The following is a 22,976-nucleotide window of genomic DNA, read 5'->3' as shown; positions in this document are numbered from 1 at the left end:
GTCTACCGAGCCGCGGGACCCGTCCCGCGCGCGTCAGCGGGCGAGCAGGCTGGACGCCTCCTGGCGGGCCGTCGTCGGCTCGCCGAGGTGCGCGAGGGCCTCGGGGATGGGCAGCCCGCGGCGGCGCATCGCCTGTCCCCACAGCCGTCCGGCGCGGTACGACGAGCGCACCAGCGGACCCGACATCACGCCGAGGAAGCCGAGGTCCTCCGCGACCTGGGACAGCGCGACGAACTCCTCGGGCCGGACCCAGCGCTCCACGGGGTGGTGCCGCACCGACGGGCGCAGGTACTGCGTGATCGTGATGAGGTCGCAGCCGGCCTCGTGCAGCGCGCCGAGCGCGTCGACGACCTCGTCGTACGTCTCGCCCATGCCGAGGATGAGGTTGGACTTGGTGACGAGCCCGGCCTCGCGCGCCCGCGTGATCACGGACAGCGAGCGCTCGTAGCGGAACGCGGGACGGATCTGCTTGAAGATCCGCGGCACGGTCTCGAGGTTGTGCGCGAGCACCTCGGGGCGCGAGTCGTTCACCTCGTCGAGCAGCTCGGGGATCGCGTTGAAGTCCGGGATGAGCAGCTCGACGCCCGTGCCGGGGTTGAGCGCGTGGATCTGCCGGACGGTCTCGGCGTACAGCCACGCACCGCCGTCGGGCAGGTCGTCGCGGGCGACGCCCGTGACGGTCGAGTACTTCAGCCCCATCGCCTGCACGGACTCCGCGACGCGCCGCGGCTCGTCGGCGTCGAAGTCCGCGGGCTTGCCCGTGTCGATCTGGCAGAAGTCACAGCGCCGCGTGCACTGGTCGCCGCCGATGAGGAACGTGGCCTCGCGGTCCTCCCAGCACTCGAAGATGTTGGGACAGCCCGCCTCCTCGCACACCGTGTGCAGGCCCTCGCGCCGCACGAGGCCCTTGAGCTCGGAGTACTCCGGGCCCATGGTCGCGCGCGTGCGGATCCACTCGGGCTTCTTCTCGATGGGCGTGGCGGCGTTGCGGGCCTCGACGCGCAGCATCCGGCGCCCTTCGGGTGCGATCGTCACGCGAGCCACACTAGCCGCCGCGGCCGCACCTGCACCCGCGCGCCCCGGGAGGCGGGCGTCACACTCGTCGGGACCCAGGTCCCGTGCCCTCGCGCCGCGCGCCGGAGAGGCTGGACGTGGCGGCAAGGAGGCCCCGAGGGAGGGAGACCCACATGCGAGTCCTGGTGACGGTCGCGTCCCGGCACGGCGCGACCAAGGAGATGGGCGACGTGGTCGCCCAGGTGCTCCGCGAGGCGGGGCACGTCGTGGACGTCGTCGAGCCCGACGACGTCGACCGGGTCATGCCGTACGACGCGGTCGTGCTGGGCTCGGCGGTCTACGTCGGCCGGCTCTCGGCCTCGCTGCGCGACCTCGTGGTGCGTCAGGGCGCGCACCTGCGGCTGCGTCCGGTGTGGCTCTTCTGGTCGGGTCCCGTGGGCGCGAACCCGGCGACGAGCGAGCCCGACGACGTGCAGGCGATGGTCGAGGCGACCGGTGCGCGCGAGGCACGCTGCTTCGTCGGCGCGCTCGACAAGGCGTCGCTGTCGTTGTCGGAGCGGGCGCTCGTCGCGCTCGTGCGGGCGCAGGACGGCGACTACCGCGACCTCGACGCGGTGCGCGCGTGGGCCGTGGGCGTGGCTGCGGAGCTGCAGACCGCGGCCTGACGCCCGGGGTCGGTCCTGGCGGTGGGCGCCCTCAGGCCGGCGACGGTCCCGGTGCCGTGAGCGCGGGCTCGTCGTCGGGCGTGCCCGCTGCCACCACGCCCGCGAGCGCGTCCCGCAGGTGGCGCTGCACCGGGGCGAGGACGTCGGCGATCGACACCCGCCGGCCGCACTCGACGCTCAGCGACGTCACGTCGGCGTCGGGGATCCCGCACGGCACGATGCGGTCGAACGCGTGCAGGTCCGGCTCGCAGTTCAGCGCGAACCCGTGCATCGTCACGCCGCGCGAGACGCGCACGCCGATCTGCGCGACCTTGCGCTGCAGACCCCCCGGTCGCGCCTCGAACCACACGCCGCTGCGTCCCTCGACGCGCACGGCGGCCAGCCCCAGGTCGGCGCACGTCCGGATGAGCGCCTCCTCGAGCGCGCGGACGTACCGCACGACGTCCACCGGCTCGCGCAGCCGCACGATCGGGTAGCCGACGAGCTGGCCCGGGCCGTGCCACGTGATGCGACCGCCCCGGTCGACGTCGACGACCGGCGTGCCGTCGACCGGCCGGTCCCAGCGCGCCGTGCGTCGGCCGGCGGTGTAGACGTCCTCGTGCTCGCACAGCAGCACGGTGTCCTCGCGCACGCCGTCGGCGACCTCCGCGTGCACCTGGCGCTGCAGGTCCCACGTCGGCAGGTAGGGGACGAGCCGGTCGCCCAGGTCGAGCTCCTCGAACCGCATGCCCTCACCCTAGGTGTACTCGGCCATCACGTTGGTGACAGGGCGTTGACGTGGGCGAGGGCCTCCGGCGTAGTGGAGATGTCTCGTCTTCACGATCCGGAGGCCCTCGTGGTTCACGCTAATGCGCGGCTGACGCCGCATGGGAGATGGTTGTTGGTGCAGCGGGTGCGGGTGCAGGGGCGCCCGGTCGCTCATGTCGCCCGCGAGCTGGGTGTCTCGCGCCAGTGCGCGCATCGGTGGGTGGCTCGTTTCGATGCGCAGGGCCGTGCCGGTCTGCAGGACCGGTCCTCGCGTCCGCGACGGTCACCGGCGGTGACCAGCCCTGAGCGGGTCGCACTCGTGCTCGCTGCGCGTGAGCGGTTGCGGCGCGGTCCGGACGAGCTCGCGCGGGCGACCGGAGTGCCGGCGCGGACCGTCTCGCGGATCCTGCGCCGCGCCCACGTGCCCTACCTGTGGCAGTGCGACCCGATCAGCGGTGAGCCGATCCGGGCGTCGAAGGTGACCGCGGTCCGCTACGAGCACGCGCACCCGGGTGACCTCGTGCACGTCGACGTCAAGAAGGTCGGGCGGATCCCGCAAGGCGGTGGGTGGAGAGCGCATGGGCGAGCCGGCACCCAGGCCGCGAAGAAGAAGCGCCCGCTGATCGGCTATGACTACGTCCACGCCGCCGTGGACGACTACTCACGAGTCGCCTACGCCGAGATCCTGCCGGACGAGAAAGGCGCGACCTGCGCGGGCTTCATCGACCGTGCCCTGACCCACTTCGCCGCGCTGGGCACACCCGTCAGAGCCGTCCTCACCGACAACCACTGGTCCTACGCACACGCCCACGAGGTCGCTGCGGTGCTCGCCGCGCACCAGACCGCGCACTGGTTCATCAAGGCCCACTGCCCCTGGCAGAACGGCAAGGTCGAACGATTCAACCGCACCCTCGCCAGCGAATGGGCCTACCGGCATCCATGGACCTCGAACGACCAGCGAACCACCGCCTTCACCACCTGGCTCAACGAGTACAACACTGAACGTCACCACCACGCCGTCGGCGCCGCCCCCGTCACCCGACTGTCACCAACGTGATGGCCGAGTACACCTAGGCGCTGCCCGCGCGCCTAGGGTGAGGCGCATGGGGACGCTACGGGTCGCTCTGGTCGGGTACGGCGGTGCGGGACGCGGGATCCACGCACGTCTCGTGCGCGCCGCGGGGCAACGGGTCGTGGCGGTCGTCACGCGCAGCCGGGCGGCGCAGGTCGAGGCGGACTGGCCGGGCGCGCGTGTGCTGCCGGACGTCGGGTCGCTGCTGGCGGACCTGTCCGACGTCGACCTCGTCGTGGTGGCGAGCCCGACCGGCGACCACGTCGCGCACGTCGGGGCGGCGCTCGACGCGGGCGTGCACGTGCTCGCCGACAAGCCCCTCGCGACGACCGCGCGGGACGCGGCGGACCTCGTCGCGCGCGGCGGGGACCGGCTGACGGTGTTCCAGAACCGCCGGTGGGACCCCGAGCAGCTCGCGCTGCGCGGGCTGCTCGCGCGGGGGGAGCTCGGCGACGTGCACCGGTTCGAGCGGCGCTGGGAGAGGTTCCGGCCGCAGCCGCAGGACCGCTGGAAGGAGAACGACGTCGAGGCCGGCGGGTTGCTGCTCGACCTCGGCACGCACCTCGTGGACTCCGCGGTGCAGCTGTTCGGGGCGGTGCGCGAGGTCTACGCCGAGCTCGCGGCGCGCAGCACGCCGGCGGTCGACGACGTCTTCCTCGCCCTGCGTCACCGGTCCGGCGTGCTCAGCCACCTGCAGGCGGGCGGGCTGGTCGGTGCGCCCGGCCCGCGCACGCGCGTGCTCGGCTCGGCCGGCGCGTACCTCGTGACGAGCTTCGAGGGCGAGCCGACGCCGTTCGGTGCCCTGGACGACGCGTACGAGGAGGGCCGGCGGCCGGGGGAGCCCGTGCACGAGGGCTGGTTCGTCCAGGGCGCGCAGCGCACCGCCGTGCCCGCCCCGACCGGCGGGCACCACGAGATCTACCCCGCCCTCGCGGCGTGGGTCCGGGGAGACGCACCCGCCCCCGTCGACCCCGCGGACACCGTCGAGACCGCCCGCGTGCTCGACGCCGCGCTCGTCTCCGCGCAGACCCGCACGGTGGTCCCGGTGGTCTGACGGCGGCCTGACGGTGGCCTCACGGGGCTCCCTGTGGATGACGCCCGACGGCGTCCGCCCGGATCGGGTTGCATGCGGTCCATGGACGCACGGGTGGACCCAGCGGTGGACCGGGCGCTCGCCGCGGCGGGCTTCCGCGCGGCGGCGCGCGACGCGCACGGCTCGTGGCGTGCGGTCGCGCTCGACGGCTCGGACCGGACGGTCGACCTGCACGTGCTCCCGCAGGACGCGACGACGGGTGCGCGCGCCCGTGCGTTGCAGTCCGTCCGGCACGAGCACCTGGCGCGCGTGCTCGAGGTCGTCCCGCTCGACGACGCTCGGCTGGGCGTGTTCGCCGAGCACGTCGACGGCATCCCGCTCGACCGGCTGTGCGCCGCGCGTGACGCGCTCTCGCCCGGCGAGGCGGCGACCGTCGCGATCCCCGTCGCGCAGGCGCTCGAGGCGCTGCACGAGGCCGGGGTGCAGCACGGGGCGCTGAGCGCGGGGGCCGTCGTCGTCGGACGCGACGGTCGGCCGGTGCTCGCGGGGCTCGGCGCGGCGCTCCACCACGTGCCACGGGCGCACGACGAGTCCGCCGAGGACGTGCGGGCGCTCCTGACCGCGGTGCTCACGTACCTGGCACCCGACGACGGACCGTCCGGACCGGGCGAGGGGCTGCGCGGCGCGCTCGAGGAGCTGTGGCGCGAGGACGCGCCCGCCGCGGGTCGGGTCGTCGACCGCTGCTTCCGGGTCGCCGTACCGTGCGCGGTGCGCCTGCCGCCCGCGCCGGACCGCGAGGTGCCCCGCCGGGGCGTACCGGGCGGCGACGAGGCCCGCGCCGCCACGCGCAGCATCGCCGCGCTGCGCGAGGCGAGCCGCGGCGGCACCGGCGCGCACCGCGTGCCGCGGCCCGCCTCGCGCGCCCGGGCGGTGCGGCCCCTGCTCGTCGGCGCGCTCGCCCTCGGGCTGGCCGCCGTCGGGACCTGCGCCGTGCTGGTCGCCCCGTGGCGCGGGACGACGGACGGCGGATCGGCCGTGGCCTCGGTGCCCTCGTCAGCCGCGCCGCGGGCGACGGGGACGCCGGTCGGGGCGGTGTCGCAGCGGCTTGCTCCCGACGACGCCGCGGTGGCGCTCACGCAGCGGCGTGCCGCGCTGCTCGAAGCCGGCGAGCGGGCGGCGCTCGCGCAGGTCGAGGTCGCGGGCTCGCCCGCGCACGACGCCGACGTGCGGATGCTCGCCGGCCTCGGTGACGACCGGGTGGCGGGGCTCGAGGTCACGGTCACGCGCGTCGAGGCCCTCGACGACGGAGCCGGCGACGAGGCGCGGGTGCGCCTCACGAGCACGACCAGCGCGTACGAGCGCGTCTCGCCGGACGGGACACGCCGCCCCGGCGGACCGGCCACGACGTCCACGGTCGTGCTGGTCCTGCGGTGGACCGAGCAGGGGTGGCGCGTCTGGGACGTCGCCGCGGGGGAGTGAGGCTCAGGCGCTCCCGGCGGTCCACCGTGCCGCGGTCTCGAGGTCGGCGTGCTCCGGGACGAACCCGCTCGCGTCGAGGACGGCCGGGACCGCCCGCACCGAGCCGAGCACCTCGGACGCGAAGTCGCGCAGCGCGAGCCGCAGCGCGAACGCCGGCACCGGCACGACCGCGGGTCGGCCGAGCGCCCCGGCGAGCGCGGCCACCACGTCCGCGTTGCGGTCGGCGTGGGTGACGAGGTTGACCGGCCCCGCGACGTCCGCGGTCAGCAGGTGCTCGATCGCGCGGACCTCGTCGTGCAGCGTGATCCACGGCCAGAACTGGCGTCCGGACCCCAGGCGCCCGCCCAGCCCGGCGCGCAGCACGGGCCACAGCGGGCGCAGCGCGCCGCCGCCACGGCCCAGCACGACGCCCGTGCGCAGCAGCACGACCCGCGCGCCGGCCTCCCGCGCGGGCGCGGTCGCCTCCTCCCACTGCCGGACCACCTCGGCGAAGAACGTCGTGCCGAGCGGCTCCCGCTCGTCCACCTCGGTCTCCCCGCGGTCGCCGTACGCGCCGATCCCGGAGGCCTGCAGGAGTGCCGGGCGGGGCCCGTCGAGACCGGCGATCGTGCGCGCCAGCAGCCCGGCGGTGTCGACCCGCGACGCGACGACGTCCCGCTTCCGGGCCGCCGTGAGCGGCCGCGTGCCGGGGTTGGTGCCGGCGAGGTCGACCACGGCGTCGACCCCGGCGAGGGCGGCGGGATCGAGCCGGCCGCGCGCGGGGTCCCAGGACACCTCGGCCGGGCCGCTCGCCGGCCGGCGCACGAGCACCCGGACGTCGTGGCCGGCGTCCCGCAGCCGCGCGAGCAGAGCGGTGCCGATGAAGCCGTGCGAGCCCGCGACCAGGATCTCCATGCTCGCCACCCTAGGCAGCGCGCGGCACCTGCGCCCGCCCGTTCGGCACCTGGGGTCGTCCGGGTACGCCGGAGGCCCGGCCCCTCGCAGGGACCGGGCCTCCGGACGGGGTCACAGACCGAGCTCGGCCTCGAACGCGCCCTCCTCGAGACGGGCCTTGACCGCAGCGAGGTAGCGCGACGCGTCGGCTCCGTCGACCAGGCGGTGGTCGTAGGACAGGCACAGGTAGCACATGGAGCGCACCGTGATGACGTCCTCGCCCTCCGGGCCCTTGACCACGGCCGGGCGCTTGACGATCGCACCCGTGCCGAGGATCGCGGACGTCCCGACCGGGACGATCGGGGTGTCGATGATCGCGCCACCCGAGCCGGTGTTCGTGACGGTGAACGTCGCGCCCGACAGCTCGTCCGGCGAGACCTTGTTGCCGCGCGTGCGGGTCGCGAGGTCCGCGATCTTGCGCGACAGGCCCGCGAGGTTGAGGTCGCCCGCGTCGCGGATGACGGGCACGACGAGGCCGCGCTCGGTGTCGACGGCGATGCCGACGTTCTCCTGGCCGTGGTACGTGATCTGGTTGCCCTCGAGCACCCCGTTGATCTTCGGGAACGCCTTGAGGCCCTCGATCGCGGCGAGCACGAAGAACGGCAGGAACGTGAGGTTGGTGCCCTCGCGCGCCTTGAAGTCCTCCTTCGCGGCGGCCCGCAGACGGGCGATCTTGGTCACGTCGACCTCGACCACCGTCGTGAGCTGGGCCTGCGTGTGCAGCGCCTCGACCATGCGCTCGGCGATGATCTGACGCAGGCGGCTGGCCTTCTCCGTGGTGCCGCGCAGGGGCGAGACGGCGGGGACCTTGGGCGCGGCCGGGGCCGCTGCGGGCGCGGCGGGTGCCGCAGGAGCGGCCGCTGCCGCCTTCGCCGCCTCGGCCTTCGCCGCGGCCTCGAGGACGTCCTCCTTGCGGATCCGACCGCCCACGCCCGTGCCCGTCAGGGTCGAGACGTCGACGCCCTTGTCCGCCGCCAGCTTGCGCACGAGCGGGGTGAGGTAGCCGCCGGCGGCTGCGGGTGCGGCCGCAGCCGCGGGTGCCGGGGCGGCGGGCGGCGCAGCGGCCGGCGCCTGGGCCGGAGCAGCCGGAGCGGAGGCGGCGGGTGCCGGGGCCGCGGGTGCAGGGGCGGCCGGAGCCGGGGCCTGCGCCGCGGGCTCGGGCGTGGCCGGCACGGGGGCCGGCTGCGCGGGCGCGGCGGGGGCCTCGGCCGGTGCGGCCGCGGCGCCGGACCCGACCCGAGCGAGCACGGCACCGACCTCGACCGTCTCGTCCTCCTGGACGAGGATCTCGACGAGCGTGCCCGCCACGGGCGACGGGATCTCGGTGTCGACCTTGTCGGTCGAGATCTCGAGCAGCGGCTCGTCGACCTCGACGCTGTCGCCGACCGCCTTGAGCCAGCGCGTCACGGTGCCCTCGGTCACGGACTCGCCGAGCGCCGGGAGCGTGACGTCCTCGGTGTCACCCGAGGCCTGGGGGGCGGCCGCGGCCGGCGCGGGCGCGGCCTCCTCGTGCTGCTCGACCGACTGCTGCGCGGGCGCGGCCTCCGCGGCCGACTCCTCGGCGGGGGCCTGCTGCGCGGGCGCCTCGTCCGCGGGCGCCTGCTCGGCGGGCTGCGCGGCAGGCTCGGCGGACTGCTCGGACGCGCCCTCTCCGGAGCCGATGACCGCGAGCGTCGCGCCGACCTCGACGGTCTCGTCCTCCTGGACGAGGATCTGCTCGAGGACGCCGGCGAACGGCGACGGGATCTCGGTGTCGACCTTGTCGGTGGAGATCTCGAGCAGGGGCTCGTCGACCTCGACCGTGTCGCCGACGTTCTTCAGCCAGCGGGTGACGGTGCCCTCGGTGACGGACTCACCGAGTGCGGGAAGCTGCACGTTCTGGGACATGACCGCGTCGTCTCCTTCGATTCCAGGTCAGTTGTGGGCGTGCAGCGGCTTGCCGGCGAGTGCCAGGTGGGCCTCGCCGAGCGCCTCGTTCTGCGTCGGGTGGGCGTGGACCAGGGCGGCGACGTCCTCGGGGTACGCCTCCCAGTTCACGATGAGCTGCCCCTCGCCGATGAGCTCGCCGACGCGCGCGCCGATCATGTGCACGCCGACGACGGGGCCGTCCTTCTGGCGCACGAGCTTCACGAAGCCCTGCGTGCCGAGGATCTTGCTCTTGCCGTTGCCGGCGAGGTTGTACTCGAGCGTCTCGACACCGTCCGCGCCGTAGAGCTCCTTGGCGCGCGCCTCGGTCACGCCGACCGAGGCGACCTCGGGCTCGGAGTACGTGACGCGCGGGATGCCCGACTCGACGATCGGCGCGGGGTTGAGGCCACAGATCTGCTCGGCGACGAAGATGCCCTGCGCGAAGCCGCGGTGCGCGAGCTGCAGGCCCGGGACGATGTCGCCGACGGCCCAGATGTTCGCGACGCCCGTGTGCAGCTTCTCGTCGGTGATCACGAAGCCGCGGTCGAGCGTGATGCCCTGCTCCTCGAAGCCGAGGCCCGAGGTGCTCGGTCCGCGGCCGACCGCGACGAGCAGCACGTCGGCGTCGAACGTCTTGCCGTCCTCGAGCGAGACGTGCACGCCGTCGTCGTCCTGCGTGACGCCCGAGAACCGGACGCCCAGGTTGAAGGCGATGCCGCGCTTGCGGAACGCGCGCTCGAACGCCTTGGACAGCGCCTCGTCCTCGTTGGGGACCAGGTGGGGGAGAGCCTCGATGATGGTGACGTCCGCGCCGAACGACTTCCAGACGGACGCGAACTCCGAGCCGATCACGCCGCCCCCGAGGATGATCGCCGACTTCGGGATCCAGTCGAGCGTGAGGGCCTGGTCGGAGGTCATGACGCGACCGCCGATCTCGAGGCCCGGCAGCGAGCGCGCGTACGAGCCGGTGCCGAGCACGATGTGCTCGCCCGTGAGCGTCTGGTCCCCGACCTGGACGGTGTTCGGGCCGGTCAGCTTGCCGTAGCCCTCGACGACCGTGATCTTGCGCGACTTGATGAGGCCCTGCAGGCCCTTGTACAGGCCGCCGATCACCGAGTCCTTGTACTGGTTGACGCCCGCCATGTCGACGTGGTCGAGCGTGGTGTGCACGCCGTAGTGCGCACCCTCTCGCGCGTTGTCGGCCAGCTCGGCGGCGTGCAGCAGCGCCTTGGTCGGGATGCAGCCCTTGTGCAGGCAGGTGCCGCCGACCTTGTCGGCCTCGACGAGGGCGACGTTCTTGCCGAGCTGGGCCGCGCGCAGGGCGGCCGCGTAGCCACCGCTTCCCGCTCCCAGGACGACGATGTCGAAGGCGGTGCCGGTGGTCTCGGCCACGTGCAGACTCCTCAGCTCAAGGACGACAGGTTCGCAGGCCGCGCACGCGGGGGTGTGGGTCTGCCGAGTCGCCGACCATCTTGTCATCACGGCTGCGACGGATCGACCGTAGCCCCTCGGCGACCGGTGTGACGCTCGGAACAGTCATCCCAGGTCTGCTGTCCGAGGCGGTCAGGACGACGCCGCGCGGCGCCGCTCGATCCGCTGGCGCGCGTTCCAGTCGCGCACGCGCTGCGGGTACCCCGTGCGCTGCACGTCGTACACCGGGATCCCGAGCGTGGACGCGAGCTGCGCGGCGGCACGCGCGTCGGGGACCCGGCGCCGCGTCCACTCGCCGTCCGTCGCCACGAGCATCACGGTCGTGGGGGTCACGTTGGTCTGCGGCTCGACGTACGCCTCGACACCCACGCGCGTGCTGACGAAGTCCTGCAGGTGGGCGAGCGTCGCCTCCCGCGCCTCCTTGGGGGAGGGTTCGCGGGACTCGTCGGACGTGCCGGAACGGTCGGGACGTCGCGAGGAGAGTCGGCGGAACAGGCCCATGGCGAGAGGGTAACCGTCGGGGCTGTGCCTGCGCGGGCCGTCAGGCGTACGACTCGACGAGCGCGAGCAGCGTGCGCACACCGACGCCGGTGCCGCCGACCGGCGTGTAGTCGTGCGCGCTCTTCTCGTTGAACGCGGGGCCGGCGATGTCGAGGTGCGCCCACGGCGAGTCGCCGACGAACTCGCGCAGGAACACACCGGCCGACAGCATCCCGCCCCAGCGCTCACCGATGTTCGCGATGTCCGCGATCTTCGACTTCAGGCCCGCGCGCAGCTCGTCGGGCAGCGGCATGGGCCAGAACAGCTCGCCGGACTCGCCCGCGGCGGCGACCACGCGGTCGCGTGCCTCGTCGGTGCCCATGACCGCGGACACGCGGTGGCCGAGCGCGACGACCTGCGCACCCGTGAGGGTGGCGATGTCGAGCACGACGTCGGGCTTCTCCTCGAGCGCCGCGACGAGGCCGTCCGCCATGACGAGGCGGCCCTCGGCGTCGGTGTTGAGCACCTCGACCGTCGTGCCGCCGCGGATCGTGATCACGTCGGACGGGCGCTGCGCAGTGCCCGAGGGCATGTTCTCGGCGAGGCACAGCCAGCCGGTCACGGCCACCGGCAGGCCGAGCCGGGCGGCGGCGACGACCGTGTGCAGCACGGCGGCGGCGCCGGCCATGTCGGACTTCATCGCCTCCATGCCCGCGGCGGGCTTGATCGAGATGCCGCCCGAGTCGAACGTGATCCCCTTGCCGACGAGCGCGACGGTCGCGCGCGGCTTGGCCGGCGAGTACGCGACGCGCACGAGGCGCGGGGGCCGGGCCGAGCCCTGGCCGACGCCGACGAGCCCGCCGTAGCCGCCCGCGGCGAGCGCCTTCTCGTCGAGCACGGTGACCTTGACGCCCTTCACGCCCTTGACCGCGGCCTTCGCCTCGTCGGCGAACACGGCGGGGTAGAGGTCGTTGGGCGCGGTGTTGACCAGGTCCCGCGTCGCGTGCACGGCGGCCGCGACGACCTCGGCACGCGCGACGGCCTCGCCCGCGGCCTTGTCCCGGGTGCGGTCCGTCACGAGTTCGACGCGTGCGACGGGCGCGTCGTGCAGCGAGTGGTAGCGGCTGAACGCGTACGCGCCGAGCAGCGCGCCCTCGGCGACCGCGCCCACGGACGCGACGTCGGGCGTCGGCAGCGCGACCGCGACCGACTCGAGCCCGGCGACCTCGCGCGTCGCGGCACCCGCGGCGCGGCGCAGCGCCTCGCGCCCGGCCGCCGAGCCGTCGAGCTCGGCGTCACCGACGCCGGTCAGGACCAGCGTCGACGCCTTGAGCCCCGTCCCGGGCAGTCGGCGGACCTCGTCGACGGCGCCCGTGATGCCCAGGCGCGCGGCGTCGCGTGCCAGGAGCTGCACGAGCTCCTTGGGCAGCCACGCGGCGTCGACCGCGTCCACCGCGTTCCCGCGGGGGCGGACTGCCACGACGACGGCGTCGACGGCGAGCTGGGCGGGGTTCTTCGAGGTCAGTGAGATCACGCGACGATCGTAACCGCGTGTCCGCGCCGTGCCTCGGGACGTGCGGGGTGGCGCGGGGCCGGTGCGTGCGCGGTGCGGGGGTAGGTTGTGCAGCCGTGAACCTCGTGATCGCCGTCGTCGTCGGCCTGCTCTGCGCGGCCCTGGCCGGCTGGGCCCTGTGGTTCGTCGTGCGGGACCGCGCGGTCGTCCTGCGCCAGCTGTGGGGTGCCGCGGTGGTCGAGGGCGCGCTCGTCGTGCAGGCCGTGGTCCTGGCGGTCGTGCAGGTCACGGGCGAGCACGCGGTGGACGGCGTGCTCGTGTGGGGCTACGTGGTGACCCAGCTGATCGTCCTGCCGCTCGCCGCCGCCTGGGCGTTCGCGGAGCGCACGCGCTGGAGCTCGGTCGTGCTGCTGGTCGCCGCGCTCACCGTCGTCTTCCTGGAGCTCCGGCTCCTGCAGATCTGGGGGACCCTGTGACCGGACCGTCGCACGCTCCGATGCCCGGGCCGGCACCGGCCCACCGCCCCACGGGCTCGGGCGCGGGCCGGCTCCTCGTCGCGGTGTACGGCGTGCTGGCACTCGCGGCGACCGCGCGCGGCCTGTACCAGGTGACGACCAAGCTCGACGAGGCGCCCCTCGCGTACGTGCTCTCGCTCCTGGCGGGGATCGTGTACGTCGTGGCGACGATCGCGCTCGCCCGTGACCTGCGGCGACTCGCGTGGGTCACGGTGGGCTTCGAGCTCGTCGGGGTGCTCACGGTCGGCGTGCTGTCGCTCGTCGACGTGGGCGACTTCCCGGACGAGACGGTGTGGTCGCAGTTCGGCGCGGGCTACGGGTACGTCCCGCTGGTGCTGCCGTTCCTGGGGCTGTGGTGGCTGTGGCGGACGGGTCGGCCGGTGCCGCCCGGCCTGGACGTACCCGACGACGACGCCGCGCCGACCGTAGGGTGAGCGCGTGTACCGCCTCCTGTTCGACCTGGTCTTCCGGCGTATGGACCCCGAGCGCGCGCACGAGGTCGCGTTCGGCCTGATCTCGTTCGTGGGGCGGGCGCCCGTGCTGCGCGCGCTCGTCGCCCCGCTGTTCGCGGTCCCGCGCAGCGGCGCGGTCCGGGTGTGGGGGCGCGAGCTGCCCGGCCGGTTCGGCCTCGCGGCGGGGTTCGACAAGAACGCCCGTGCGGTCGAGGGGCTGGCGATGCTCGGCTTCGCGTTCGTGGAGGTCGGCACGGTCACGGCCCAGGGGCAGCCCGGCAACGAGGCGCCCCGGCTGTGGCGGGTGCTGGACCGCCGCGCGCTGCGCAACCGGATGGGCTTCAACAACGAGGGGTCGCAGGTGGTGGCGCGCCGCCTCGCGCGGCTGCGCAGCACGCCGCACGGCCGCTCGCTCGTCGTCGGCGTCAACATCGGCAAGACGAAGGTGACGCCCGCGGAGCAGGCGGCCGCCGACTACGCGACGAGCGCGTCCCGGCTGGCGCCGTACGCCGACTACCTGGTCGTCAACGTCTCGTCGCCCAACACCCCCGGCCTGCGTGACCTGCAGTCCGTCGAGGCGCTCCGCCCGATCCTCGAGGCGGTGCGTGCGGCGGCCGACGAGGCGACCGCGGCGGCCGCCGTCAACCCCGTGCCGCTGCTGGTCAAGATCGCTCCCGACCTGTCGGACGCGGACGTGGACGCGGTCGCCGACCTGGCCGCCGAGCTCGGGCTCGACGGCGTGGTGGCGGTCAACACGACGATCGGCCACGACCTGGGACCCGGTGGGCTGTCCGGCCCGCCGCTGCTCGCGCGGGGGCTCGACGTGGTCGCCCGGCTGCGCACCCGGCTCGGTGAGGACGCCGTGATCATCGGGGTGGGTGGCATCACGACGCCCGCGGACGCGCGCGAGTACCTCGCGGTCGGCGCGACCCTCGTGCAGGGCTACACGGCGTTCATCTACGAGGGCCCCGCGTGGGCGGCGCGGGTGGGCCGCGCACTGGCGGCCGACGCCCGGCAGGAGGAGGCGGCGTGAGCACGCTGCGCCCCCAGTGGGAGTGGCAGCTCTCCGGCTCGTCGGGCCCACTGGACCGGCCCGTCAGCCCGGTGTTCGGCAACCGTTACGACGCCGAGCAGTGGCTCGGGGAGCACTGGCGTACCCTCGCCGGGCAGGGCGTCACGGTGGCGTCGCTGCGTCAGGAGGACAGCCCGGTCGGTCCGCCGATCCCGTTGCCCCGGTCCTGACCCTCCTCGCCCGGGCGGCGAGGCCTAGATCACGACGAGCGACGGCTCGGCCTGCGCGGGCGCTCGCTCGACGACACCCAGCTCGGCCCAGGCCCGCGCCAGACCGTCCACCGCGCGCTCGAGCCGCTCGGGCGGCTCCGTGAACGGCACGCGCAGGTAGCGCTCGAGCCCGGGCTCGACACCGAACACCGGGCCCGCCGCGACCCGCACGCCGTGGCGCGGCGCCAGTGCGGCGAGCGCCGACGAGACGGGCGCGCCCAGGTCCACCCACAGGGCCAGGCCGCCGGGCGGGAGGTTCGGCCGCCAGCCGGGCAGACGCTGGGCGAGCAGACCGCGCAGCAGGTCGCGGCGCTCACGCAGCATCGCGCGACGCTGCGCCAGGACCGTGTCGCGCTCGGCGAGCAGGCGGGCGACGACGAGCTGGTCGAGCACCGACGAGCCGATGTCGACGTGCGCACGCTGCGCCGTGAGCCGGCCCACGAGGTCACGGTGCGCGCGCACCCAGCCGATGCGCAGCCCGCCCCAGTACGTCTTGGACGCCGAGCCGAGGCACGCGACCTGGGCGGCGGTGCCGTCGCCCGCGAACGACGCCGGCTCCGGCCCGTCCAGGGTGAGGTCGGTGAGCGCCTCGTCGCCGACGACGAGCGTGCGCGTGCGCACGGCGAGGTCCCGCACGCGGGCACGCTCGTCCGCCGAGAGCGACGTGCCCGTCGGGTTGCGGTGGTCGGGGATGAGGTAGGCGAGCCGAGGTGACGCCTGACGCACGGTCGACGCGAGGAGGTCGAGGTCGAGGCCGTCCGGACCGGACGGGACGGCGACGGGTCGCGCGGACGCGGCCCGCACGGCGTCGAGCGCGTGCGGGTACGTGGGGTGCTCGAGGAGCACGCGGTCGCCCGGCCCGGCGTGCGCGGCGACGAGCAGGTGGATCGCTTCCTGACCACCCGTCGTGACCAGCACCTGATCGGGGGTCGTCGGGGTGCCGCGCTCGGTGTACCGCGCCGCGATCGCGGCCCGCAGCTCGGGCAGCCCGGCGGGGGAGTAGCCGGTGGTCGGGAGGTAGCGGGGGAGCAGGTCGAGGGCGTCGCGCACCGCGTCGTGCAGGCCCTCGGGCGCCTGCGGGGCGGCGGTCGTGAGGTCGACGAGGTCGTCGGGGCGCAGGCTCGTCGGCCGGGTGGGTGCCGGGCCCGGCTGCGGCAGGCGCGCGGGGAGCGTGGTGACGGTCCCGGAGCCGCGGCGCGAGACGAGGTAGCCCTCGTCGCGCAGCGCGTCGTAGGCGGCGGTGGTGGTGGTGCGCGACACCCGCAGCGCCTCGGCCAGCTCGCGCTCACCGGGCAGCCGGGTGCGCAGCGGCAGGGCCCCGGACAGGACGGCCTGACGCAGAGCGTCGGCGAGGGCCACGTACGCCGGGCCCGGTCTGGTCCACGCGCCGAGGAGCGCGGCGACCCCGTGCCCCGAGATGCGCCGGTCGCTGGAGAGCTCGTCCGTCATGTAGCCACTCTTGCAGAAGTGGCTATGGAATCAATAGCCATGTCCCGCCAGATTGGTGCCCCATGGAGATGATGGTCGTCGTGACGGGGGTCCTCGTCGCGCTCGCGGCAGCGTTGGGGCGGGTCGTCCGTGCGGACAATTCGCGCGGTCGCAGGGCCGGTGCCGCAGCGGCGCCGCGGGACTGGGCGGAGGGAACCACCCTCGAGCTCCCGCGCAGCACGTCGGTCCCGTCGGCGAGGATGGGTCGGTGATCCCCGCCCCCGCCGGTCGGCGCCTCGTGCGCCTCGCGCTCGGCCTCGTGCTGTACGCGCTGTCCATCGCGATGCTCGTCGACGCCGGGCTGGGCAACATGCCGTGGGACGTGCTCAGCCAGGGCGTCTCGGGCCGTACGGGGGCGAGCTTCGGCACGGTCACGATCGCGATCAGCGCGCTCGTGCTCGCGTGCTGGATCCCGCTGCGGCAGCGCCCCGGGTTCGGGACGGTCGCCAACGTGCTCGTCATCGGCGTGCTCGTCGACCCGTTCCTCGCGCTGCTCGGCGGTGTCGATGACCTCGCCCCGGGCTGGCGCGTGCTCGTCGCCGCCGCGGGCATCGCCCTCAACGGCCTCGCCACCGCGCTCTACGTCGGCGCCGGGCTCGGCCCCGGCCCACGTGACGGGCTCATGACCGGCCTCGTCGCGCGCACCGGCTGGCCGGTCGCCGTCGTGCGGACCTCCATCGAGGTCGTGGTGGTGGCGACGGGGATGCTGCTCGGCGGGCGGTTCGGCGTCGCCACCATCGCGTACGCGCTGCTCGTCGGACCGCTCGTGCACGTCCTGCTCCCGCGCCTGCGGGTGGACGCCGCGCCGTCGACGCGTCACGACGCGGTCGGGCCGGCCGTCGACCACGACGACCGGCCCGACCGAGCAGGCGTTCCCGAGAGGCGCTGAGGTCAGCGCGACGAGGGCGAGGTCCGGGCGGTCTCGCCCGGGTCCCGCACCACGCTGTCGCCCAGCACCTCGTCGATGCGGGCGAGCAGCTCGTCGGGGATCGTGACGCCCGACGCCTTGACGTTCTCCGCGACCTGCTCGGGACGCGACGCCCCGATGATGGCCGCGGCCACGTTGTCGTTCTGCAGCACCCACGCGACCGCGAGCTGCGCCATCGACAGGCCCAGCTCATCCGCGACCGGTCGCAGCTGCTGCACGCGCTCGAGCGTGGCGGAGTCCTCGAGGAAGCGGCTGATCATCTGCGCGCCGCCCTTGGAGTCGGTGCCGCGCGACCCCGCAGGGGCGGGCTGGCCGGGCAGGTACTTGCCCGTCAGCACGCCCTGCGCGACCGGCGACCACACGATCTGCGAGAGGCCTTCCTCACGCGACGCGGGGACGACCTCCTCCTCGATGACGCGCCACAGCATCGAGTACTGCGGCTGGCTCGAGACGAAGGGGATGCGCAGCTCACGCGCGAGGGCGGCGCCCTCGCGGATCTGGTCCGCCGTCCACTCGCTGACGCCGATGTAGAGCGCCTTGCCCTGCCGCACGACGTCCGCGAACGCGACCATCGTCTCCTCGAGCGGCGTCGAGTGGTCGTAGCGGTGCGCCTGGTAGACGTCGACGTAGTCCGTCTGCAGACGCTGCAGCGAACCGTCGATCGACTCGAGGATGTGCTTGCGCGACAGGCCCGAGTCGTTGGCGCCCTTCGGACCCACCGGCCAGTAGACCTTCGTGAGGATCTCGAGCGACTGGCGGCGCTCGCCCTTCAGCGCCTCGCCGAGGACGGTCTCCGCCGCGGTGTTCGCGTACACGTCGGCCGTGTCGAACGTCGTGATGCCCGCGTCGAGCGCGGCACGCACGCACGCCTTCGCGGTGTCGTTCTCGACCTGCGAGCCGTGCGTCAGCCAGTTGCCGTAGATGATCTCGGTGACCTTGAGGCCCGAGCGGCCCAGGAATCGGTAGTTGACCATGGGGCCAGCCTAGGCCGTCGCTCGAACCGATTCGACCCGAGGGTGACCACACGCACCCGACCGTCCCCGGCGTGCGTCACTCGGGGTAGGCGCGGCGCTTCACCTGAGGCTTGGGCAGACGCGAGCGGCGCAGCTGGAAGGCCCGCATCACCGCGTACATGAGCGTCCCGCGCGGGACCTCGCCGAACTTGGCGACCAGGCGCCGCTTGAGGCGGAACCACAGCACGACCGCGTCGAGGATCGCCGCGATGACGTACGCGTACAGCAGGAACAGCGCGATGACCGACACGTACGCGTTGATCTGCGCGAACGAGAGCTGCACGACGAGGCAGACGGCGGCGATGGGCAGGAACATCTCGCCGAGGTTGATGCGCGCGTCCACGTAGTCGCGCACGTAGCGCCGCACGGGCCCACGGTCACGCGGGGGCATGGCCTTCTCGTCGCCCGCCTGCAGCGCCTTGTACTCGCGGTCGCGCTGCTCACGCTGCGCGGCCCTCGCGGCCTTCGCGGCGCTCTGCCGGTCCGCGGGCACGAGCGGGCGCCGGTTGGCGGCCTCCGCCTCCTTGCGGCGCGGCGTCGGGCGGCCCTTGCCCTCCTCGATGACGCCGACCGGCCGGTCGTCGCTCGGGTCGGGGGTCGTCACGGGGGGCTTCTGGCGTCCGAACACCACTCCAGGGTAGTCGAGTAGCGTGACTGGCCGTGACGACCGACCACGCCCTGTCCGCCCTGCCCACCCCCGAGCGCGTCGCCGAGCTCCGGGCCCGCACCGCCGCCGCGTTCCCCGCGCTGCGTGCCGAGCTCGAGGCGCTCGTGCGCATCCCGAGCGTCTCGAACGCGGAGTTCGACCAGGGGCACGTCGCGACGAGCGCGGCGCACGTCGCCGACCTCCTGCGCGGCGCGGGCCTCGAGGACGTGCGCGTGGTGCACGCGGCGGGCGCCGACGGTCGTCGCGGCCGTCCCGCCGCGCTCGCGACGCGCCCCGCGTCGCCCGGTGCGCCCACGGTCCTGCTCTATGCGCACCACGACGTGCAGCCGCCGGGCGACGACGCCGAGTGGGACACCGCGCCCTTCGAGCCCGTCGAGCGCGACGGGCGCCTCTACGGGCGCGGGGCGGCCGACGACAAGGCCGGGATCGTCGCGCACCTCGGTGCGCTGCGCGTGCTGGGCGACGAGCTCGGCGTCGGGCTCGTCGTGTTCGTCGAGGGCGAGGAGGAGATCGGCTCGCCCACGTTCGCGGACTTCCTGAAGGCCCATCACGACGAGCTCGCCGTCGCCGACGTCATGGTCGTCGCCGACTCGTCGAACTGGGCCGTGGGGACGCCTGGGCTGACGACGTCGCTGCGCGGTCTCGTGGACCTCGAGGTCGAGGTCGCCGCGGTCGACCACGCGATCCACTCCGGGATGTACGGCGGCCCGGTGCTCGACGCCCCGACCCTGCTCGCGCGCCTCGTCGCGACGCTGCACGACGAGCACGGCGACGTCGCGGTGGCCGGGCTGCACCGAGCCGCTGACCCGAGCGTCGACTACGACGAGGCCGCGCTGCGCGCCGACGCGGGCGTGCTGGACGGCGTGCAGCTTGCCGGCACCGGTCCGCTCACCGCACGGCTGTGGACGCGACCGGCGATCAGTGTCATCGGGTTCGATGCGCCGCGCGTCGCGAGCGCCTCCAACACGATCGCGCCGCGCGCCACAGCCAAGCTGTCGGTCCGCATCGCGCCCGGCAGCGACCCTGCGCAGGCGATGGCGGCGATGCGCGCGCACCTCGAGGCGCACGCGCCGTTCGGCGCCCGCGTCACCGTGCGCGAGGGCGAGCAGGGCAAGCCGTTCCAGGCCCCGGCCGACTCGCCCGCGATGCAGGCCGCCCGGTGGGCGTTCGCCCAGGCGTGGGGGACCGACCCCGTCGACATCGGCATCGGCGGTTCGATCCCGTTCATCGCGGACCTGCTCGAGCTGCGGCCCGACGCGGCGATCCTCGTGACCGGGGTCGAGGACCCCGACTCGCGCGCGCACGGCGCCAACGAATCCGTGCACCTCGGCGAGCTCGAGAAGGTCGTCCTGGCCGAAGCGCTCCTGCTGGACCGCCTGTCCCGTTGAGCTCATCCCGGCGCGGCCGGCGGGCTTCACCTCAGATGGCCGGGCGCGTTCTTCGTCGCTGGTCAGCGCCGTCGTCGCGCCCGATCGGGTCCCGCAGGGCGGTAGTGCGTGCTCCCGACCAGGAAAGATGCGCGATGGGCAAGGAGCGGGGTGCCATGTCAGCCCGCCGCGGGCCCCTGTTCCTTCTCGGAGCCCCGATGACGCCGTCGACCCGGAATGGTGTTGTGTGGAAAACGCAGCACGGCGCGGCGGATTCTTCGCCATAATCCTCGCGCCGGGTCGCGCACCGTTGCCCGTCGAGCAGTCTCGGGTTGCAGGGGGAGCGTGTGCGTAAGGGCTTGATGGGTCGTGGCCGGCGGACGGTCGTGACGGCGGTGGCCGCTGTGCTGGTCGCGGGTGCGGCTTATGCGGCCGCGGACGCGGTGCGGGGTTCCGATGTCGACTGCTCGGCGACGCAAGCGCCCACGCTGACCGAGGCGTTGCTGCTCGCTCAGGCGTGTGAGCACGACGTGGTCGCGCTGGACTCGTTGGACCCGTACAGCTCGTTGACCGCGACACCTGCGGGTGCTGTGCGCGCGAGTGCGAGCACGGGGGCGGTTCGTACCGAGGTCTCGGGTGAGTGGGCGCCGGTCGACCCGAGCGTGGTGACCGACGAGGAGTCGGGTGAGCTTCGCGTCGCTTCGCCGGTGCATGCCATCACGTTCGACCCGAAGGACGGGTCGGGGTTCGTCGCGATCGAGTCGGACGAGGGTGCGATCAGCCTCGACGTGCCGGTCGATCTCGGTGCTCCGCGAGTGAGCGGCTCCCGGGTGGTGTGGGACGTGCTCGACGCGACCGGGTCAGTCATCGACGGCGTGGAGCTGATCGCTCAGGTCCAGCCGGATGCGTCCGGTGTGACTCCGTTGTTCGAGGTCCGTGACGCGGCCGCCTACGAGGACCTGGAGCAGGCCTCGGGAGGTCGGATCGCGTTCGAGTACGTGACGTCTGGTTCGCTTGAGCTGCGTGACGAGCGGGGCAAGGCGTTCTCCGCGGTCGATGGCCAGACGGGGGACACGGTGTTCGCGGCTGCCGAGGCGCGGCAGTGGGACAGCGCGTCCGGGGTCCCATCGGGCGGGGAGCGTGAGGGCACCAAGGCTGGGGCTGTCGACTCTGGTGTGGCGCCGGCGGACGGTGACAGCGTTTCCACGCTCGAGGTCGAGGTGAGGGACGACGCGGCGACTGTCGTGGCCGACGGTGACATGGCCAGCGACCCGGACACGGTCTGGCCGGTGACCATCGACCCGAAGATCGAGGACCACAAGCTCAACCAGTGGATCGTCGTGCGCGATTACACGGGCTGGCCGTCGAAGTACAACACCGACGGGAATGAGGGCGTGGGGTACTGCCCGTCGGTCTCGGTCACGGCCGGTTGTCAGGGGGTGCACAGGTCCCGGGTCTTCTGGCAGTTCAACAACATGGGTGTGCTCAAGGAGCTCAGCGCGCAGGACGTCATCTCGGCGCAGTTCCGTGCCAAGGGCGTGCACTCGTGGGACTGCTCGGGACCGGCTCTCGACCTGTACCTCACGGGCGGGTTCACCTTGTCGACGACCTGGGCCACGCAGCCCGCGACGAAGATGAAGCTCTCTTCGGCGAGGCCCAAGCACCGGGACGCGTGTGGTGGAGCGACGTTCGACGAGTGGGACGCGACCGCGGCGGCCAAGGACTACGCGGGCGTGAACACCTCGATGACGCTGGGCCTGCGAGCGGCCAGTGAGACCGAGCCGTCGTGGTGGCGGTACGAGCTGCACACCGCCCAGCTCGACGTCCTGTTCAACCGTGCCCCGACGATCGACACGGCGTCGAGGACGACGTTCTGGACCGCCCGGAAGGCGACCAAGGAGAACGCCTGCAGTGCCACCCCCGTGCTGGTGAACTCGACGGACGTCCAGGTCTCGGTTCTCGCCCGGGACCCCGACGGGAGCCAGGTCAGGGTGCACCTGCAGGTGTACAAGTCCGGGTCGCGGCTGTGGGACTACTCGTTCCAGCTGAAGTCGTCGGGGACCGCGTTCGTCAAGACGATCCCGTCCGAGCTGTTGGGTGACGGCACGTTCAGCTGGCGGGTGCGCGCTGAGGACCCTGACGGGTTGCTCAGCGAGTGGACCTCGTCCTGTTTCTTCGAGATCGACACCGTCAAACCGGGACCGATCCAGATCAGGGCGATGGGCGGTGACGAGCGCAAGGAGATTCGAGCCGTCTACGCGAAGGGCCTCGAGCGGGGTGGTGTCGGTCAGACCGGTTGTTTCGAGTTGAGCAGTTCCGCCTCTGATGCTCACCAGTTCTGGTACTCGTTCGGAACCGAAGCACGCGACGGGCACATCCTGGCCTCGAACGGCAAGGCAGTGGTGTGCTTCACGCCGCAGGCCGCGGGGTCCGCGTTCGTCAGCGCTCTGGTCAAGGACAAGGCCGGCAACGAGTCGGAGGACACGAATTACGGCTTCTTCGTCGCCCACCCTCGTGAGGACGGCGTGTGGTCGTTCGACGAGGGCACGAGCCCGGCGAAGGACGACTCGCTCGCGTGGGAGCGGGACCCCAAGCTCGGGGTCGGTCCGATCACTGTCGCCGGCGCGAGGTGGGCCCAGGGCCCGCATGCGGAGTTCTTGTCGCGCGAGGGTGACCTGGCGCTGGACTTCGACGGCCAGGACGACGAGGCGTACACGGCGTCCCCGGTGTTCGCCACCGACGACAGCTTCGTGATCGCGGCGCACGTTCGTCCCGACGCCGTGGCGACCCCCGGACGGTCATGGTCCAGGAAGGTGCGACCAATGGTGTCTGGAGCGTCGGACTGGTGAACTCCGGGTGCCCGGGGACTCTCACGACGTGCTGGGGGTTTTCGACGCTGGACAAGTTCGGCGCCACCTGGACGGTGCGGTCTTCGGTTGCACCGGCGAAGTACGCGTGGACCCAGCTGACTGCGGAGTACGACGCCTCCA

Annotated in this window: 21 protein-coding genes; 11 read left to right on the top strand and 10 right to left on the bottom strand. The window is 73.7% G+C overall.

Going from position 1 to position 22,976, the window contains the following annotated elements:
- Nucleotides 1-33: 33 nt before the first annotated feature.
- Nucleotides 34-1,035, bottom strand: coding sequence for a lipoyl synthase (gene lipA / locus CBP52_RS06255; protein ID WP_094180259.1), 1,002 nt, complete (start codon nt 1,033-1,035; stop codon nt 34-36).
- A gap of 152 nt (nt 1,036-1,187) precedes the next feature.
- On the opposite strand from lipA, the gene CBP52_RS06250 reads away from it, so the two are divergent.
- Nucleotides 1,188-1,679, top strand: coding sequence for a flavodoxin domain-containing protein (locus tag CBP52_RS06250; RefSeq protein ID WP_094180258.1), 492 nt, complete (start codon nt 1,188-1,190; stop codon nt 1,677-1,679).
- Between the two features lie 31 nt (nt 1,680-1,710).
- Here CBP52_RS06250 and lipB read toward each other — a convergent pair whose 3' ends face one another.
- Complete coding sequence (lipB, locus tag CBP52_RS06245; protein WP_094180257.1) at nt 1,711-2,406, bottom strand: lipoyl(octanoyl) transferase LipB; 696 nt, start codon at nt 2,404-2,406, stop codon at nt 1,711-1,713.
- Nucleotides 2,407-2,514: 108 nt separating this feature from the next.
- Between lipB and CBP52_RS06240 the strand changes: the two genes are divergently transcribed.
- The 3 genes from CBP52_RS06240 (at nt 2,515) to CBP52_RS06230 (ending at nt 6,010) form a co-directional block, all read left to right on the top strand.
- Nucleotides 2,515-3,483 (top strand): IS481 family transposase, encoded by a 969-nt coding sequence (locus CBP52_RS06240; RefSeq protein ID WP_157732448.1) that lies wholly within the window; start codon nt 2,515-2,517, stop codon nt 3,481-3,483.
- Nucleotides 3,484-3,529: 46 nt separating this feature from the next.
- Entirely contained in the window at nt 3,530-4,552 is a 1,023-nt protein-coding gene (locus tag CBP52_RS06235) for a Gfo/Idh/MocA family oxidoreductase (RefSeq protein ID WP_094180256.1), read from the top strand.
- Between the two features lie 81 nt (nt 4,553-4,633).
- Nucleotides 4,634-6,010 carry a hypothetical protein gene (locus tag CBP52_RS06230; protein ID WP_157732514.1) on the top strand — a complete coding sequence of 459 codons (1,377 nt, stop codon included), beginning with the start codon at nt 4,634-4,636 and terminating at the stop codon, nt 6,008-6,010.
- Between the two features lie 3 nt (nt 6,011-6,013).
- On the opposite strand, the gene CBP52_RS06225 is transcribed toward CBP52_RS06230, so the two are convergent.
- The 5 genes from CBP52_RS06225 to CBP52_RS06205 form a co-directional block, all read right to left on the bottom strand.
- Entirely contained in the window at nt 6,014-6,904 is an 891-nt protein-coding gene (locus CBP52_RS06225; protein WP_094180254.1) for a TIGR01777 family oxidoreductase, read from the bottom strand.
- A gap of 111 nt (nt 6,905-7,015) precedes the next feature.
- Nucleotides 7,016-8,830, bottom strand: a complete 1,815-nt coding sequence (gene sucB, locus CBP52_RS06220) for a 2-oxoglutarate dehydrogenase, E2 component, dihydrolipoamide succinyltransferase (protein WP_094180253.1) — start codon at nt 8,828-8,830, stop codon at nt 7,016-7,018.
- A 27-nt stretch (nt 8,831-8,857) separates the two neighbouring features.
- A complete protein-coding gene (gene lpdA / locus CBP52_RS06215; RefSeq protein ID WP_094180252.1) occupies nt 8,858-10,243 on the bottom strand; it encodes a dihydrolipoyl dehydrogenase in 1,386 nt (461 codons plus the stop codon).
- Between the two features lie 171 nt (nt 10,244-10,414).
- Nucleotides 10,415-10,783 carry an oxidoreductase gene (locus CBP52_RS06210; protein ID WP_094180251.1) on the bottom strand — a complete coding sequence of 123 codons (369 nt, stop codon included), beginning with the start codon at nt 10,781-10,783 and terminating at the stop codon, nt 10,415-10,417.
- 40 nt (nt 10,784-10,823) lie between these two features.
- Nucleotides 10,824-12,296, bottom strand: coding sequence for a leucyl aminopeptidase (locus CBP52_RS06205; protein WP_094180250.1), 1,473 nt, complete (start codon nt 12,294-12,296; stop codon nt 10,824-10,826).
- A gap of 95 nt (nt 12,297-12,391) precedes the next feature.
- Here CBP52_RS06205 and CBP52_RS06200 point away from each other — a divergent pair, with 95 nt between their 5' ends.
- Genes CBP52_RS06200 through CBP52_RS06185 form a run of 4 tightly spaced genes read left to right on the top strand, consistent with a single transcriptional unit; the run spans nt 12,392 to nt 14,484 of the window.
- On the top strand, nt 12,392-12,751 hold the full coding sequence (locus CBP52_RS06200; protein WP_094180249.1) for a hypothetical protein: 360 nt from the start codon (nt 12,392-12,394) through the stop codon (nt 12,749-12,751).
- Between the two features lie 20 nt (nt 12,752-12,771).
- Nucleotides 12,772-13,224, top strand: a complete 453-nt coding sequence (locus CBP52_RS06195; RefSeq protein WP_094182208.1) for a hypothetical protein — start codon at nt 12,772-12,774, stop codon at nt 13,222-13,224.
- Nucleotides 13,225-13,228: 4 nt separating this feature from the next.
- On the top strand, nt 13,229-14,275 hold the full coding sequence (locus CBP52_RS06190) for a quinone-dependent dihydroorotate dehydrogenase (protein ID WP_094180248.1): 1,047 nt from the start codon (nt 13,229-13,231) through the stop codon (nt 14,273-14,275).
- Complete coding sequence (locus tag CBP52_RS06185; protein ID WP_232514683.1) at nt 14,272-14,484, top strand: hypothetical protein; 213 nt, start codon at nt 14,272-14,274, stop codon at nt 14,482-14,484. Before CBP52_RS06190 ends, CBP52_RS06185 begins: the two co-directional genes overlap by 4 nt.
- A 24-nt stretch (nt 14,485-14,508) precedes the next feature.
- On the opposite strand, the gene CBP52_RS06180 is transcribed toward CBP52_RS06185, so the two are convergent.
- Nucleotides 14,509-15,972, bottom strand: a complete 1,464-nt coding sequence (locus CBP52_RS06180; protein WP_094180247.1) for a PLP-dependent aminotransferase family protein — start codon at nt 15,970-15,972, stop codon at nt 14,509-14,511.
- 247 nt (nt 15,973-16,219) lie between these two features.
- On the opposite strand from CBP52_RS06180, the gene CBP52_RS06170 reads away from it, so the two are divergent.
- Nucleotides 16,220-16,900 (top strand): YitT family protein, encoded by a 681-nt coding sequence (locus CBP52_RS06170; RefSeq protein ID WP_232514682.1) that lies wholly within the window; start codon nt 16,220-16,222, stop codon nt 16,898-16,900.
- A gap of 2 nt (nt 16,901-16,902) precedes the next feature.
- Here the strand turns inward: CBP52_RS06170 and CBP52_RS06165 are convergent, their stop codons facing one another.
- Together CBP52_RS06165 and CBP52_RS06160 are read right to left on the bottom strand one after the other, a co-directional pair.
- Nucleotides 16,903-17,913 (bottom strand): aldo/keto reductase family protein, encoded by a 1,011-nt coding sequence (locus CBP52_RS06165; protein ID WP_094180245.1) that lies wholly within the window; start codon nt 17,911-17,913, stop codon nt 16,903-16,905.
- Between the two features lie 76 nt (nt 17,914-17,989).
- Nucleotides 17,990-18,556: a DUF3043 domain-containing protein gene (locus CBP52_RS06160; protein ID WP_232514681.1), complete on the bottom strand. Its 567-nt coding sequence runs from the start codon at nt 18,554-18,556 to the stop codon at nt 17,990-17,992.
- Between the two features lie 56 nt (nt 18,557-18,612).
- Between CBP52_RS06160 and CBP52_RS06155 the strand changes: the two genes are divergently transcribed.
- Both CBP52_RS06155 and CBP52_RS06150 read left to right on the top strand, forming a co-directional pair.
- Nucleotides 18,613-20,007 (top strand): dipeptidase, encoded by a 1,395-nt coding sequence (locus tag CBP52_RS06155; protein ID WP_094180244.1) that lies wholly within the window; start codon nt 18,613-18,615, stop codon nt 20,005-20,007.
- A gap of 374 nt (nt 20,008-20,381) precedes the next feature.
- Complete coding sequence (locus CBP52_RS06150) at nt 20,382-22,835, top strand: hypothetical protein (protein ID WP_157732513.1); 2,454 nt, start codon at nt 20,382-20,384, stop codon at nt 22,833-22,835.
- Nucleotides 22,836-22,976 lie beyond the last annotated feature (141 nt).

This window comes from Cellulomonas sp. PSBB021 (genome assembly GCF_002240455.1).
Classification (GTDB): domain Bacteria; phylum Actinomycetota; class Actinomycetes; order Actinomycetales; family Cellulomonadaceae; genus Cellulomonas; species Cellulomonas uda.
The sequence above is the reverse complement of the archived record's forward strand: the minus strand, read 5'-3'. Positions and strand labels throughout refer to the sequence as shown.

Coding starts and splice junctions, on each gene's coding strand:
- CBP52_RS06250 (WP_094180258.1), top strand. CDS start 1,188: ATGCGAGTCCTGGTGACGGTCGCGTCCCGGCACGGCGCGACCAAGGAG.
- lipB (WP_094180257.1), bottom strand. CDS start 2,406: ATGCGGTTCGAGGAGCTCGACCTGGGCGACCGGCTCGTCCCCTACCTG.
- CBP52_RS06235 (WP_094180256.1), top strand. CDS start 3,530: ATGGGGACGCTACGGGTCGCTCTGGTCGGGTACGGCGGTGCGGGACGC.
- CBP52_RS06230 (WP_157732514.1), top strand. CDS start 4,634: ATGGACGCACGGGTGGACCCAGCGGTGGACCGGGCGCTCGCCGCGGCG.
- CBP52_RS06225 (WP_094180254.1), bottom strand. CDS start 6,904: ATGGAGATCCTGGTCGCGGGCTCGCACGGCTTCATCGGCACCGCTCTG.
- sucB (WP_094180253.1), bottom strand. CDS start 8,830: ATGTCCCAGAACGTGCAGCTTCCCGCACTCGGTGAGTCCGTCACCGAG.
- CBP52_RS06210 (WP_094180251.1), bottom strand. CDS start 10,783: ATGGGCCTGTTCCGCCGACTCTCCTCGCGACGTCCCGACCGTTCCGGC.
- CBP52_RS06195 (WP_094182208.1), top strand. CDS start 12,772: ATGCCCGGGCCGGCACCGGCCCACCGCCCCACGGGCTCGGGCGCGGGC.
- CBP52_RS06180 (WP_094180247.1), bottom strand. CDS start 15,972: ATGACGGACGAGCTCTCCAGCGACCGGCGCATCTCGGGGCACGGGGTC.
- CBP52_RS06165 (WP_094180245.1), bottom strand. CDS start 17,913: ATGGTCAACTACCGATTCCTGGGCCGCTCGGGCCTCAAGGTCACCGAG.